We start from the raw sequence: 14462 nt of genomic DNA, 5'->3' as shown, positions 1-14462 counted from the left end.
TCACACCTCGATCTGTACGGTCTTCTTCATCCAGAACACACCCAGGACCATCGAGATGATCCCGGCGATCGACATCCCGAGCCCGAGGAACGTGGTCCACAGCAGGCTCACGTAGTCGTAGTTGCTGTACATGGAGAACAGCAGGATGCCGATCGGCAGTGCGATGAGGATGTAGGCGGACAGCCGGCCTTCGGCCGACAGTGCCCTGACGTGGCGCTTGAGCGTCTCGCGCTCGCGCAGCGTGGCGGCAGTGGTGCGCAGGGTGTCGGCGAGGTTGCCGCCGACCTCGCGCTGGATGCGGATCGCCATGACGGCCCAGCGCATGTTCTCGCTCTCCATCCGGACGGCCGCGTGCTCGAGCGCGTCCGAGATGTCCGACCCGATCCGGCTCTCTGCGAGGGCCCGCGAGAACTCCTTGGCCGCCGGCTCGGCGGCGTCGCGCGCCACCGAGTCCAGGGCCTGGAGCAACGAGAACCCGCTGGAAAGGCTGGTGGCGACGAGCATCATGACGTCGGGAAGGATCGCCTCGAACTTCTTCGCCCGCCGGTTGGCCAAGAAACGCAGGACGAAGCCCGGAGCGAGGAAGCCGATCAGGAAGCCGACGGGAACAGCGAGCCAGAGCGACTTGCTGCCGATGAGCAGGACCAGCGCGATCACGCCGACGACGATCGCCCCGATGCGGATCATGAACCACTCGCCCGCACGCCACGGCAGGTCGGCGCGCTCGATGCGCTGCATCGTCTTGGTGGTCGACTCGCGTCCGGACATGACGCGGTCACCGAGCTGGAAGAGCTGCTCCCCGACGGCGTTCGCGTTGGGGTCCTGACGGTGGGCCCCCGGTGAGCCGGCGCCCAAGCCGTAGTTCTCGATCTCCGAGACACGGGCCGAGCGCCTGGAGCGGAAGACCGGTCCGAACATGCTCACGACGACGATGAAGACCCCGAGCAGGACCGTCCCGAGCGCGATCGGGAGGAACCAGCCGGAGATGGACGCCATCCGGGCTTCCGGGGCGTCGCCGTTGACGGCGCCGTCGATGACGGGGTCGAGGGTCTTGTCCACCACCGGTGCGCTGGCACTGACGTCGATGCGCTGCACCGACGAGAACTTCTGCCCGGCGGCACTGCCGTCGAGGACGACCTCGTAGTCACCGGCGAGACCGGGCGGCACCGTGAGGTCGAAGCGGACCTGGCCCTCCAGGGTCGCGGCGGCGGTGTCGAACGCACGCTTGACGGCGTCGCGGTCGGCGGCGCTGACGACGGTGCCACCGCCGGCCCGCGCGAACCCGTTGAGGGCAGCCCGGCCGGCGTCGTTCTTGAAGGCGACGACCTCGGCTCGGACCTTCGCCTTGGTGAGGGCGTTGGTTGCCGCAGCGCGTTGCGCGTTGTCGCGGGCCGCCCCTCCATCGCCGGCCCCGGCCACGGTGTCCTCACCGTCGCTGAGCAGGACGATGCTGCGCTCACCCTCGGTGCCGAGCGCGGTGACTGCGTCCTGGACGGCCTCGTACAGCGAGGTCTCGCCCCGTGCCTTCAGCCCGTTGACGACGCTCTGGACCTTGGCGCGGTCCGTTGTGGGCCGTACGTCGATCCCGGCCGTGGACGAGAAGCTGACGACGCCGACCTTGACGTCCGCGGGGATCGCCGCGAGGAAGTCCTTCACCGCGGCGCGCACGGTGCCCATGCCGGCCTCACCCATCGAGCCGCTCGTGTCGATGACGAGCATCGTCGTGCGGGATGACGTCGTGGCAGGAGCGATCTTGATGACGGCGGACTTGCCGTCGACGCGCGCGATGACCTGCGTGGTGTCGATCTGCTTGGGGTCGACCCCGCGGATGATGAGCGAGCCGGTGACGTGGCCGTTCGCACTGCGCAGGTCGCTCAGGGTCGCCGACGCGTCGGCGGAGGCCGAGGCCGCGCCGACGAGCAGCGTCGTCGCCGCGAGGGCGACCACACCCACGGCCCTGGCGAGGGCCGAGCGGGAGGTGCGCAGGGTCACAGGCGGGCTCCGAACGTGAACAGCGTCGGGGAGAGCTCGACGCCCATGTCGGCGAGCTCCTGGGTGAACTTGGGCCGGAGGCCGGTGGAGACCAGGCCGCCCTTGAAGCGGCCCTGCTCGTCGCGCCCAGCGCTGAAGTCGAAGGTGAAGATGTCCTGGAGGGTGATGACCTCGCCCTCCATGCCGACCACCTCGGAGATCGCGGTGATGCGTCGCGACCCGTCCTTGAGGCGGGCCTGCTGGATGACCATGTCGAGCGCGCCGGCCACCTGCTCGCGAATGGCACGGACCGGGAGGTCGACGCCGGCCATGAGGACCATGGTCTCGAGGCGGGCGAGCGAGTCGCGCGGGCTGTTGGCGTGGAGCGTCGTGATCGAGCCGTCGTGGCCGGTGTTCATGGCCTGGAGCATGTCGAGCGCGGCGCCGTCACGGATCTCACCGACGACGATGCGGTCGGGCCGCATACGCAGGGAGTTCTTCACGAGGTCGCGGATGGCGATCTCGCCGCGACCCTCGATGTTCGACGGGCGCGACTCCAGCCGCAGGACGTGGTCCTGGTGCAGCTGGAGCTCGGCGGCGTCCTCGATGGTGACGATGCGCTCGTCCTCGGGGATGAACGAGGAGATGACGTTGAGCAGGGTCGTCTTGCCCGAGCCGGTACCGCCGGAGATGACGATGTTGCGGCGACCGCGAACGCAGGCCTTGACGAAGTCGCGGACGGCGACGGTCATCGTCCCGAAGGCGATGAGGTCGGCGTCGTTGAACGGGTCCTTGGAGAACTTGCGGATGGTGAGCATCGCGCCGTCGAGCGCGATCGGGGCGATGACCGCGTTGACGCGCGAGCCGTCGGGCAGTCGTGCGTCGACGAGCGGGCTCGCCTCGTCGACACGACGTCCGACGCGGCCGACGATCTTGTCGATCACACGGCGCAGGTGCGCCTCGCTCGAGAAGTGGGTCTCGACCGGGTAGAGCTTGCCGGAGCGCTCGACGTAGATCGAGTCGGCGCCGTTGACCATGATCTCGCTGATCTCCGGGTCACGCAGCAGCGGCTCGAGCGGCCCGTGGCCGAGGATCTCGTCGGAGACCTCCTGCGCGATGCGGGTGCGGTCGGAGTGGCTGAGCGGCGTCTGCTCGGAGTCGATCGTCTTCTGCAGCGTGGTGCGCACCTGGGCGGCCAGCTCGGCCTCCGGGAGGTGCGGGTCGTACAGACGCGGACCGAGGTTCTCGATGAGCGCCTGGTGCACGCGCTCCTTGACCTCGCTGAACGGGTCGACGGTGCGGCGCTTCTGTGCTGGTGCTCCGGGCGCCGTTTCGGTGCCGGTGGTCGGCGTCGCGGACTTGCGGACGCTGTCGAGACGGTCGGCGAGGCTCATCGACGCCCCCTGAAGAGAGATCGGCGGGTGGACGGGTCGGCCTCGGCCTCGGCGGCACCGATGACGACCTCACGCAGGTGGGTGTCGGCGAGCAGCCGGATGGAGGTGCTGACGGCGTTCTTCGGGTCGTCGAGGACGATCGGGACGCCGCGGTTGATGGAGGCGGGAACGGCCAGCGAGTTCGGGATGTTCACGGCGATCGGGGTCTTGATCGCGGTGACGACGTCCTCGGGACGCAGACCCACCTTGGTGTCGGCCTTGTTGAGGACGATGACCCGCGCGTCCTTGGGGCTGCCGAGCATGTCGAGGGTGTCCATCGCGACGCGCAGGTTCTTCACCGCGGGGATGTCGAGCGTCGCGATGAGGACGAGCGAGGTGCTGATGTCGCAGGCCGCGAGGACGTGCTCGGTGAACGACGGCGGGGTGTCCACGATGATGTACTCGTAGTTCTGCCGGGCGATCTTGAGCAGCTCGTTGACGACGTTGACCGGGATGCGGTCGGCGTCCCCCGGGTCGTTGGGGGCGCAGATGACGTCCAGGCCGCTCGGCTCGTGCACGGTCACCAGCTGGGCCAGGCCCTGCTCGTCGAGGTGCCCGCTCATCGCCACGGCGTCGAAGATCGAGCTCGACGGCAGCAGCTGGAGGCTGATCGCGACGTCGCCGAAGGCGAGGTCGAGGTCCACGAGGAGGGTCTTCGACCCGGTCGACGCGAGGTGCACCGCGACGTTGGTCGACAAAGTGGTCTTGCCCACGCCGCCCTTGGCCGAGAACACGGTGATGATGCGGCCGGTGTCCTTGGCCGCTCCGCCGGCGTGGCCGAGGAGGCGCGAGGTGAGGTCGCGGCTGCGCCGCAGGGCCTCGCCGAGGGCCGTGTGGTCATCGGACGGGACGACTTCCCGAACTCCGCTGCGCAGGGCCGAGCTCAGGGTGGTCACATCCACCCGGGGGCGGAGCAGGATGACACCCAGCTCGGGCCGGTCCAGGCGGGCCGCCTCGGCAAGCTCACAGGCCTGCTCGAGAGCGACGTCCGGACCGATGACGACCTGCTGGACGCCGAGATTGTCGTGCAGAACTCGGGCGACCATGGCAGCCGAGTCCAGCTGCTGCGTGTCAGAACCGAGGGCGAAGCGATACCGCTCGAGAGCGTCGGGCGTGGGATCCCAGAGGATGTTCACGTCATCCCCCGAAGACGTTCTTGTCGGTCGTCTCGAGCTTGGGGTCGACCTTCACCTCGGCGCCACGAAGACCGGCGTACAGGGTGAAGCTGTTGACGGCGTGCACCAGCTTGGTGGCCTGTTGGGGCGTCACGGCCAGGGTGACCAGGAAGCTCGCCCCCTGCTGGGCCGCGGGGGCCGCCTCTTCCCCTTCCGCGGGCGCGGTGGGCGTCACGCCACTCTGCAGGGGGGTGCCACCGATGCCGATGACCTGGATGTTGTCGAGGAGGACGTTGGTCGCCATCCCCGTCTGGGTGGCGGCTCCGCCGGCAGAGGACGCTGCAGCCTGTGAATGCGTGGCGAAGATGGTGAGGAAGCTACCCGGCGTCACGAAGCTCCCCACCCGCGCGGGGTCGGAGAGAGCGACGGACACGGCGAGCTTGCCGGTGGGGACCTGGATCAGCTTCTGACCGATCGGGGTGTCCCCGAACGACGCGGCCAAAACGTACTGACCGGGCGCGATGTCGGTGAGGGCGAGGAGTGAGCTCGTCTCGTCCGTGACCTCGGTCAGGGCGCCGGCGGGAACGCCTCGCTCGGGCACCTGGGTCTGGGTCAGCATCTTCAGCCGGATCGCGTCACGGATGCTCGTGCCCGCGGGGACTCCGAGGGACGAGACGAAGACGGTGCGTGGGCTGGCGGCTGCGACGGCTCGGGCGTCCGCGTTGCGCGCGTAGAGGAGGACCATGACTCCGCCGATGAGGGCGAGTACAGCGGCCACGACGATGGCAAGGATCCGACGACCCATCACGATTCCTTCTGCAAAAGTTGTACGGAGGTCGGCCCGTGGCCGGTTGACGTATGCGCTGCCGGCCCGGGCCGGTCAGATCCTGGTCGACGCGTTCGCGAAGATCGTCGAGAGGTTCGTGCCCAGGATGACCACCGCCGCGATGATGACCATGGCGATGAACGTGACCATGAGCGCGTACTCCACGGCCGTGGCTCCGACCTCGGAGCGGCGGAAGACCGTGACGCGTGCTGCGAGTGAAGTCATGACGAGTCTCCTCGATCCGGCGGTGCTTCGGTAGTGGACTTGACGGACATCGGCCGCGCCCGGACTCCGGGCGCGGCCGATGAGGTCCGCTCGGGGTCGATCAGACCGAGCCGGAGACCTGGTTGAACAGGCTGGAGAGGCGGGTGCCGAGGAGGATCACGGCGGCGATGATGACGATCGCGATGAGGGCGACCATGAGGCCGTACTCGACGGCGGTCGCGCCCTCCTCGGAACGGCGGGTGGTCATGATGGTCTGGAGCTTGACAAGAGCCTTGGTCATGGTGGTGCCTTTCGGGCTTCGGTGCTGACGCGGTTGGGTGGTGCCTGATCAATCTCTCAGGCTGGGCCCCGGGTCCGCGATGGCCCGATGAGCCCTCTCTACGAGCCCGAACGGTCTAGAGGAGTCGTCCGTTCGGACGACTGCGCGACCGCCTTGGCCGGCCCCTGCTGAGCGGGGCCGGCGCCGATCAGATGGAGCCGGAGACCTGCTCGAAGAGGCTGCTGAGGCGGGTGCCGAGGAGGATCACGGCGGCGATGATGACGATCGCGATGAGCGCGACCATCAGGCCGTACTCCACGGCGGTCGCGCCCTCCTCACCGCGTCGGTGCTTGAGGGCAGTCTGGAGCTTGACGAGCGCACTGGTCATGATGGGTATGCCTTTCCGGGACATGGGGGGACGGTGCCCTCGGACTGTGGACCCCCTTTCGGCCGAGGGGCATGGGCGGATCGGATGCCCGCACGCCCCGAACGGCCGATGGGCATCAGCCGTTCGGCCCCCCACTTCTCAGGAATCGGCACAACTGTGCGGCTTCGTCACTCCGTCGCCTTGACCTTCATGTGAGTTTGCTGAGGACGACCAGGTCGTGGGAGCGGGTTTCGACCCGCCAACCCGCCTCTGCGAGAACGCTTTCACACCGGTCCTTGACAACGATGACGGCGATCGACGGGTCGGGGACGCGGCAGTCGTGGAGGAAGTCGAGGAACCCCGCCTGGGTCTCACGAGTGAACGCGTCGAGCGGGTTCGCGGCCCAGAGGGTGATCCCGTCCCGAGCGAACGTCTCCGCCGCGGGTTCCACCGCGAGGACGGGGCGGTCGCCGGCGATCCGGCGCAGCTCGGGTACGAGGGCGTACCCGGGGGGCCTCACCTCCTCATCCCGCCGGCCCAGCTGGGCTCCCCCGAGGCCTACCGTGAGGACGATGACCACGGCGAGCGCAAGACGGGCGCTCCGGCCGTAGGGAAGAGGTCGCCCGAGGTCCTCGGAGGCCGCGCCTCGACGCGTCCGCGCGGCCGCGACGGGTGCGAGGAAGAGCAGGAGCCACACCCCGTGGCGTGCGGCGTCGACGGTGCCGGCGGCCGTGCCGAGGACGACGAGCCACTCCCAGCGCGTCAGCGACCGCGCAGCCAGGAGGAGGAGGACTGCACCGCACAGGAGCAGCGCGAGGTCGAGCGGGTTATTGAACGAGGGAGCAGCCCACAGGTCGGTCCCCCGCGCTGCGGCCTCATTGCGAAGCGCGTCGAAGTAGTACAGCGGTGTGCGTAGGCCGGCGGAGGTGAGCACGAGCGCCGACAGGCTCAGCAGTCCCACGGCAGCCCGGGTGAGAAAACGGTGTCCCCGCCCCGCCACGACGAACACGCCGAGCACGGCGATCCCCACGAGGACGGCGCCATGGAGGTTGCCCCACAGAACGACGAGCGGCGGGACCAGCCATATGGCACGGCTCGGTCGGTCGGCCTCGCGGCGCAGCAACCAGACCAGGGCGACGAACGGGACGAGGGAGAGCGACGGGAATCTCACGACGACGAACGGGGCCGAGCAGCCGATGACCGCCAGCGTGACGACGAGGGCAGTGCGGCCCTCACGAGCGCCGAGTCGGCGCGCGTCGGACACGAGGACGAGGAGGGTGCCGGCCACGAGCGCCAGGTGCAGGGCGGGCAGTCCCCACCAGCCGAGGTCGTCGACGGCCGAAAGGACGAGCTCGGCCAGGACCACCGGGTTGGGCCAGTCGATCTGGGGCGCGCTGGCGAAGGGGATCGCGCCGGGGATGCCGCCCTCGCGGCGGACGGCGTCCCCCATCGCGACGACCCACAGCAGGTCGGCTCCGAGGATGACCAGCCCGGCGACGATGACCGTCCAGAGGCCGACGACGGCCTCCGGGAGGGGAGACCGCAGGGTTCGCCGCGCCCCCTTCGCCCCTCGGTCCACTGCGACATCCTCGAAATCGGCTGGATCTGAACGTTGCTCGACCATAATCCACGGGTGAGGTCGGGGACGCGGGACTGGATGATCGTGTCCGCGTGGCTCGGGTCCCTCGCCCTCGTCCGGTCCGGCTCCGTCGAGGAGCGCGATCCCTACTGGCAGGTGCGGGCCGGGGTGGAGAACCTGGCGGGGCTACCGCTCGTCCGCCCCGACACCTGGGGCTGGGCACCGGTCGACGCCCCGTTCTTCCAGACGTCTCCGGCGTGGAACGACCTCTTGGCCCTCGGCTGGGGAGCAGGCCGGTTCCTCGGCGTGTTCGTCGTGGCCCTGCTGTCCATCGCGGTGTACTTCGTCGCCGTCGCGTTGCTGGCCCGCCGCCTCGGCGCGCGACCGCTGCCGTTCCTCGTGGGCACCCTGCTCTGCGCGCTGCCCGCCCTGGCGATGCTGTCGCCGCGGGCCACGGTCCTGGCACAGACCCTGTTCCTCCTGGGGCTCTTGTGGGCCGACCGCTGGCGTCGCCGAGACGTGCGGCCTCCGGCCCTGATCGATGCCGGCGTCGTCCTGGCCTTGGCCGTGGCCGTCGTGGGCGCCGGCTCGTGGGTGCACCTGTCGTGGCTGCTCCTCGCCCCGGCCACGGTGGCCAGCTGGGCCGTCCTGTGGCTCTGCGCGCCAGGGGTGTCCGTGGGCCGCGCGGGTCTCCTCACTGCTGCGTCCGCCGTCGGCGCGATCGGAGGGCTGGCGCTGGGGCCCTACGGTGCCGACGCGTGGGCCCTCAGCCGGGAGGTCCAGAAGGCGTGTGCCGGACTCGTCATCGAGTGGCTGGGGGTCCTCACGCCGGGCCTCGTCGTGCGGTGGCTCCCTGCGGCGGCGATCGCCCTCGCCCTGGCCCTCGCAGGGGCCCTGTGGGCAGCCCGCGGGTGGTCGCGGCGCCACACCGACGACCGGATCGGCCTCACCGCTGCCCTCGTGGTGCTGGCGCTGCCGGCCGCCCTCGGCGCCTTCTCGGCCCTGCGGTTCGTGGGCGTCGCCCTCCTCGCCCTGGTCCCGGTGGCGGCGCTGGCCGTCACCCGGGCCTCCGACCGCCTGCGGACCCGAGCCGCCGAGGAGCCGCCCCGTGGGGCCTTCCGGTGGCGGCGGGTGCGCTTCTGGTCCGACGGTCGCCACTGGCGCCCTGTTCTCATCGCCGTCGTGGCGCTCCTCCTCCCCGGGACCCTGCTCCTCACGGCCCCCCTGTCGCGCCCACTCCCCGAGCTCGCGGTGATCGACCGGCTTCCCCGGGACTGCCGGCTGCTCTCCGACCCCAGCAGCGCCGGACCGGTCCTGCTCCTGCGACCCGACGTCCGCGTGTGGATCGACGGACGGTTCGACCACTGGGGACGCGCGCGGCTCGTCGAGGCGGGCCGCGTGCTGTCCTCCACCGACGTGGACACGCCACCGATCTCGGACGCCACCTGCATCCTGCTCTCGGCGACCGACCCCTTCGCCGACGACCGGCTCGCTACGGCCCTCGACGACTCCCCCGCCTGGTCGCCGATCCCGGGATCCGACCTCGTGCAGGGCTGGGTGAGGACCGGATGACCGACACGCCGTCGCGCCGGCTCCGCCCGCCCACCATGGTGGGCCTGGCCGTCGTCGCCCTCGTCCCGCTCATCGTCCTGCGCCTGAGGCTTCTCCCTGTCGACGACCCGGACTCGTACTGGCACGTGCTCTCCGGCCAGAACGTGTGGCGGACCCACGACGTCGTCGTCGACGACCCGTTCGGCCGGTTCAGCACCAACACCTGGGTGCAGCTCGACTGGCTCAGCGACCTCACGATGTCCGGCCTGTTCGCCGTGGGTGGCTACCCGGCCATCAGCTGGCTCTTCAGCGTCCTCGGGATCGTTCTCTTCGCGCTGTTGTACCTCTCCTGCCGGCGCCACGCCGGCGTGCTGGCCGCGGCGTTCGTCGCCGTCGCCGCGTGGATCGGGACGTACGCGAGCCAGTCCTACCGGCCGCAGACGGTGTCGTTCGTCCTGCTCGCGGTCTTCGTCACCGTCTGGCTGCGTGTCGCCCACCGGGGCGGCCGCACGCCGTGGTGGCTCGTCGCCCTCACCTACCTCTGGGCCTGCTGCCACGGCCTGTGGTTCCTGGGTCCGCTCGTGGGTCTCGTCGTCGTCGTCGGCCTGGCCCTCGAGCGAGCCCGGCCGGCTCGCGAGCTGCTCGTGCTGTCGGCCATCCCGGTCCTCGGCGTCCTGGTCGCCGCGGTGACCCCGATCGGTCCGCGCCTGCTCACCCTGCCGTTCACCGTCAACGCCTACGCCGAGTTCGTCACCGAGTGGCGGCCCCCTGACCTGCACGAGCCCTACGCCGCCGTCACCGTCGGGCTGCTCGCCCTCACGGCGGTCGGCTGGGCGCGCGGTGGGCGACGCGTGCCGTGGACCCACGTCCTGCTCTGGGGGATGGCGTTGGGCTGGGCACTGCTGTACGCCCGCACCGTCGCGATCGGTGCCGTCGTCGTCGCCCCCCTCGCAGCAGGCGCGCTGCAGACCCTCCTCCCTCTCCCCGAGGAACCGGCCGCGGCGCGCGCCGACCGGCGGCTCGTCCCCGCGGCGGCGGTCTTCGCCACCCTGCTCGCCGCCCTCCTCGCCTCGTCGGTCGCGCCCCGCCCGGCGGCGGTGCCACTCGGCCTCGACGGCGCCATCGACGGGCTCGAGCAGGGCACGGTCGTCATCAACGACGACGCGGTCGGCGGCTGGCTCCTCCTCGAGCACCCCGGCGTCTCCCCCGTCATCGACACGCGCACCTACCTGTTCGACGTCCCCTACATCCGGCGCTACATCGGCGCGCGCGGCGCCGTCGGCGACTGGGAGTCGTTCGTCGCCACCACTGGTGCCAAGGTGGCCCTGCTCCGCGAGGGCGAGCCCCTCGTCGCGGCCCTTCCCGACGCCCTGGGGTGGCGAGTGGTGGCCCGCGCCGACGGCTACGTGCTGCTGTCGGCCGACGCTCGCTGACGGGCGCGCGCCAGCACGACGAGGAGCAGCGCCCCGACGACGACGTAGGCCGTCGCGACGACCCTCGCTCCCCCGGGGTACGGGGCAGCCGACGGGACGAGTCGGTAGACGGTCCAGAAGGGACCGATCCAGAACGTCGCCCCGAGGGCCACGGCCCACACGCTGCGTCGTGTCGCCACGCACCAGAGCAACAGGGGCAGCACCCACAGCCAGTGGTGGCTCCACGACACCGGCGACGCCAGCAGGCCGCCGAGGGCGACCGCGAGCAGCGCTCCGACCTCGTCACCGCGGCCCAGGCAGGCACGGGCCGTGGCGGAGGCAGCGCCCACCGCGACCACGCCACAGCCCACCACGAGCAGGGTCGGGACCGAGGTGAGCCCCAGCAGTCGGGCGGCCGCGGCTGACAGGCTCTGGTTGTCGGTCCCGAGGACGGACGCGGCACCGAACCGGCCGAGGTCGCCGAAGCCGCCCGTCCAGTAGAACCACGAGGGTCCCGGGGACACCACGAAGCCGATGCCCAGGGTGAGCAGCCCGCCGACCGCGGCACGGGCCGCCGCACCCCACTCGCGACGCAGCAGGAACCACACGACGAAGACGGCGGGCGTCAGCTTCACTCCCGCCGCGATCGCGATGAGCCACCCCCGGTGGCGGGCCGGGACGACGAGGCAGTCGAGGACGACCAGTGCGATGAGCACCGCGTTGACCTGCCCGAGCAGGACGGTGCGCAGGAAGGGTTCCAGCGCCACCCCGGCGACGACGACCGGCACGACGGCGAGCGGCGGCAGGTCGAGTCGGCGCCGAAGGACCTCGACCACGACGCCCAGGGCAGCGACCGAGACGACGGTGAGGACGACACGAGCCAGCGCGAGCGGCAGCAGGGCGAGCGGGGCGAAGAGGGCGGCGGCGAACGGCGGGTAGGTGAAGGGGAGGTCGTGCACCGAGACCGCGTAGAGGTCGGTGCGGTCGAGAACCGCGCGGCCGCCCGCGATGTAGACGTCGAGATCGACCCAGATCCCCTTGTCGATTCCCCCCCACGTCACCCAGGCCATCCCGAGACCAGCGACGAGGGCGGCCACCCAGCCGGCGCCGGGACGGTGCGCCCGGGTGGCAACAGGACGGACGCTTCCGGCCGGAGCCGCCCCGGGCCCGACCTCAGCCGACACGCTGCTCCCCTTCCGTGCGCCCCGACAGCACGAGCGGCACTGCCGGGGAGCCCAGCTCGCGCCACAACAGGACCAGGACGACGACGACCCACGGCGCGGACAGCACGGCGAGCGAGGGCACGGCCAGGACGACCAGCTGGATCAGCGGGGAGAGGAAGAGCAGGAGGTACCCGACGGCAGCCAGCCCACGCAGGCGCGGGCTCGGGCGCTCGGCGAGGAGCCACACCACGGCCGGGAGGACGACCACCAGGTCGTAGACCATGGCGTGCGGAGTCATCAGGACCGTGGTCAACGGGACGGCGGTGACGAGCAGAACCGGGAGGGTCATGCCGGCGAGCCGGTCGCGGTGGCGGACCGCAACCACCGCCAGCACCGCGAACCCCATGAGCCACAGCGCGGTGGCCGGCCAGCCCGACCCGGGGACGAGGTGCTCGACGAGCCCCTGGAGGGTGGCGTTCTTCTCGGTCTGTCCCCCGACGACCTCGGTCCGGTAGAGCGGCGACCCGAGCGTCTCCACCCAGCGGGCCCACGACTGCGGGCCGAGGACGACGAGCGACACGGTGAGCAGGGCGAGCGCGCCCGCGACAAAGCCGCCCAGCGCCGTCCAGGCGCCACGCGCCAGCAGGACGACGGGCACCAGCCAGGCGAGCTGCGGCTTGACGAGGGCCACGGACAGGACGAGTCCGGCCCACGGGTCGCGGCCGTCGGCCAGGAGTCGAGCCCCCACGACGAGCGCGGCGAGGACGAGGGCGCTGTCCTGGCCGGCTCCGACGAGCTCGAGGACGGCCTGGCACGACCCGGCGAGGAGGAGTCCGCGCCACCCGTCGAGAGCCGCGAACGCCGGGTGCAGCGCGACCAGCGAGCGGACGGTGACCCACAGGAGGACCAGCGTCGCGAGCGTCCACACGACGGCCGCCACCGCATAGGGCATCCCCCCGAAGGCGACGAGCAGCGCCGCCACGTACGGGGGTGAGACGAACCACGACAGGGCTGTCGCGCCGAGGTCGAGCTGGACCGCCGACTGCACTGCGGGGTCGTACAGCTCGGCGGCGCGGCCGTCGAGGACGAGCCGACCCGCCGTCCACCGTGACAGGAAGTCGGGCAGCGGGAAACGCAGCGGCAGCGAGATGAACCACACGACGAGGAACAGCACGACGACGACGGCCGGGTAGACGACGAGGCGGTCCCTCGTCAGGTAGCGGTCGACCCGTTCCCAGCCGGTGCGGCGCAGGGCCGCTGCAGGTGCGCCGGCATTCACGGTCCGAAGCCTTGCTCGAGGGAGTCGATGACCAGCAGCTCGTTGACGAACCAGCGCTGTGCCAGGACGAGCAGGACCAGGAGGACTGCGAGGACGACCCACTTCGCGCGTCGTGTCCGTCGGACGGGGCTCAGGAGGGGCACGAGGAGGCCGGGAGCGAGCAGGAAGTAGCGGAGCATCCCCGGCTGGATGAGCGTGACCGAGAAGAGGAAGAGGGGATAGGCCCACAACCAGGTGGACACGGCTGGACCCAGCGAGCGTCCGTACCTGGTGAGGGGCATCATCACCACGGCCGCCACGAGGAGAGTCATGAAGACCAGCCCGCCCACCCCCCAGTAGGCGTGCGCCTCCTGGATCCAGCGGACGGTGAGGACGGCGAGGTTCGAGGTGCGGTCCGATGCGGCGTCGGCGGCCACTCCCCCGCCTGCCGACGCAGATGGCTCGGCAAAGCGGGTGAGCACGCTCCAGAACAGGGCTCCACCAGCGGCGAGGCTGGCGACCACACCGCCACCCACGAGGTCGGTGCGCGACCATCGCGCCGTCGAACGGCGCTGCCGCCACAACACCACGACGACCACGAGCGCCAGTGGTGGGGTGATGATGCGGACGAGCGAGAGCAGCACGGTCCACAGCGCGGCCCGCCACCAGGTCCGTGAGTCGATGTCGCGAAGCGCCAGCACGAGGAGGAGCAGAGCAAGGCTCTCGCTGTAGGCGGTCTGGAACAGGGGTGCGCTGACGAAGAAGCTCGTCGTGGCGACCACCGCCAGCGCGGCGAACCGGTCGGCGTGCCGGCGGACGAGCCCGTAGAGGAGCACCATCGCGACCGTTCCGAGGACCACGTTCAGAACCGTTGCGACGACCGCGAATGGGGCGCCGGTCAGCCACACGAGCGCCCGGATCACGAGGGGGAACCCGGGGGGAAAGGCCCACGCCAGCTGCTTGGAGTCGAGCTGGGTGTCGCCCGGGACCGACGACCCGTAGCCGTCCTGCGCGAGGTACTGGTAGTACTGCCCGTCCCACGTCGTGATCACGTCGAGGTACCCGGGATCGACCGGGAAGTCCCGGGCCATGAAGAACGGGAAGTTCGCCGCAGTCAGCTGGATCTGCTGGCCCGCACCGTGGAGGAGCAGGAGGGTGGACACGACGCGAGAGGCGAGGAAGACCACGATAGGAAGTCCCCAGCGGACCAGCCGTCGCTCGTCGTGGGCGTCGGCGAAGGATTCCGTCCGCGTCCCGCTCCCGAGCACCCCCGTCGTCACGCGGCACACCGTACCTTTCGGCT

At 71.0% G+C, this 14462-nt stretch carries 13 protein-coding genes; 2 read left to right on the top strand and 11 right to left on the bottom strand.

All coding sequences use genetic code 11. The features are described 5' to 3' along the window. From ACFLFB_RS06490 to ACFLFB_RS06455, 8 genes are all read right to left on the bottom strand, one after another. A complete protein-coding gene (locus tag ACFLFB_RS06490; protein WP_392544893.1) occupies positions 1-1992 on the bottom strand; it encodes a VWA domain-containing protein in 1992 nt (663 codons plus the stop codon). Next, positions 1989-3365, bottom strand: a complete 1377-nt coding sequence (locus ACFLFB_RS06485; protein ID WP_392544892.1) for a CpaF family protein — start codon at positions 3363-3365, stop codon at positions 1989-1991. The genes ACFLFB_RS06490 and ACFLFB_RS06485 overlap by 4 nt, the downstream gene beginning before the upstream one ends. Next, positions 3362-4450 (bottom strand): CpaE family protein, encoded by a 1089-nt coding sequence (locus ACFLFB_RS06480; RefSeq protein ID WP_392544891.1) that lies wholly within the window; start codon positions 4448-4450, stop codon positions 3362-3364. The genes ACFLFB_RS06485 and ACFLFB_RS06480 overlap by 4 nt, the downstream gene beginning before the upstream one ends. A 91-nt stretch (positions 4451-4541) precedes the next feature. Then, complete coding sequence (locus ACFLFB_RS06475; RefSeq protein WP_392544890.1) at positions 4542-5297, bottom strand: Flp pilus assembly protein CpaB; 756 nt, start codon at positions 5295-5297, stop codon at positions 4542-4544. 102 nt (positions 5298-5399) lie between these two features. Then, a complete protein-coding gene (locus ACFLFB_RS06470) occupies positions 5400-5570 on the bottom strand; it encodes a Flp family type IVb pilin (RefSeq protein ID WP_392544889.1) in 171 nt (56 codons plus the stop codon). Positions 5571-5670: 100 nt separating this feature from the next. Beyond that, complete coding sequence (locus ACFLFB_RS06465) at positions 5671-5850, bottom strand: Flp family type IVb pilin (RefSeq protein WP_392544888.1); 180 nt, start codon at positions 5848-5850, stop codon at positions 5671-5673. A 187-nt stretch (positions 5851-6037) separates the two neighbouring features. Then, on the bottom strand, positions 6038-6217 hold the full coding sequence (locus tag ACFLFB_RS06460; RefSeq protein WP_392544887.1) for a Flp family type IVb pilin: 180 nt from the start codon (positions 6215-6217) through the stop codon (positions 6038-6040). Positions 6218-6404: 187 nt separating this feature from the next. Next, on the bottom strand, positions 6405-7775 hold the full coding sequence (locus tag ACFLFB_RS06455) for a hypothetical protein (RefSeq protein ID WP_392544886.1): 1371 nt from the start codon (positions 7773-7775) through the stop codon (positions 6405-6407). Between the two features lie 54 nt (positions 7776-7829). Between ACFLFB_RS06455 and ACFLFB_RS06450 the strand changes: the two genes are divergently transcribed. Then, a complete protein-coding gene (locus ACFLFB_RS06450; protein ID WP_392544885.1) occupies positions 7830-9347 on the top strand; it encodes a hypothetical protein in 1518 nt (505 codons plus the stop codon). Then, positions 9344-10759: a hypothetical protein gene (locus ACFLFB_RS06445; RefSeq protein WP_392544884.1), complete on the top strand. Its 1416-nt coding sequence runs from the start codon at positions 9344-9346 to the stop codon at positions 10757-10759. Before ACFLFB_RS06450 ends, ACFLFB_RS06445 begins: the two co-directional genes overlap by 4 nt. Here the strand turns inward: ACFLFB_RS06445 and ACFLFB_RS06440 are convergent. The 3 genes from ACFLFB_RS06440 to ACFLFB_RS06430 are packed head-to-tail and all read right to left on the bottom strand — an operon-like array spanning position 10729 to position 14439. Continuing rightward, positions 10729-11922, bottom strand: coding sequence for a glycosyltransferase 87 family protein (locus ACFLFB_RS06440; RefSeq protein ID WP_392544883.1), 1194 nt, complete (start codon positions 11920-11922; stop codon positions 10729-10731). The genes ACFLFB_RS06445 and ACFLFB_RS06440 overlap by 31 nt on opposite strands. Next, positions 11912-13180, bottom strand: a complete 1269-nt coding sequence (locus tag ACFLFB_RS06435; RefSeq protein WP_392544882.1) for a glycosyltransferase family 87 protein — start codon at positions 13178-13180, stop codon at positions 11912-11914. The genes ACFLFB_RS06440 and ACFLFB_RS06435 overlap by 11 nt, the downstream gene beginning before the upstream one ends. Next, positions 13177-14439, bottom strand: a complete 1263-nt coding sequence (locus ACFLFB_RS06430; protein ID WP_392544881.1) for a hypothetical protein — start codon at positions 14437-14439, stop codon at positions 13177-13179. Before ACFLFB_RS06430 ends, ACFLFB_RS06435 begins: the two co-directional genes overlap by 4 nt. Between the last annotated feature and the right edge of the window lie 23 nt (positions 14440-14462).

It is taken from the genome of Oryzobacter telluris (genome assembly GCF_043099285.1).
Classification (GTDB): Bacteria; Actinomycetota; Actinomycetes; order Actinomycetales; family Dermatophilaceae; genus Oryzobacter; species Oryzobacter telluris.
The sequence above is the reverse complement of the archived record's forward strand: the minus strand, read 5'-3'. Positions and strand labels throughout refer to the sequence as shown.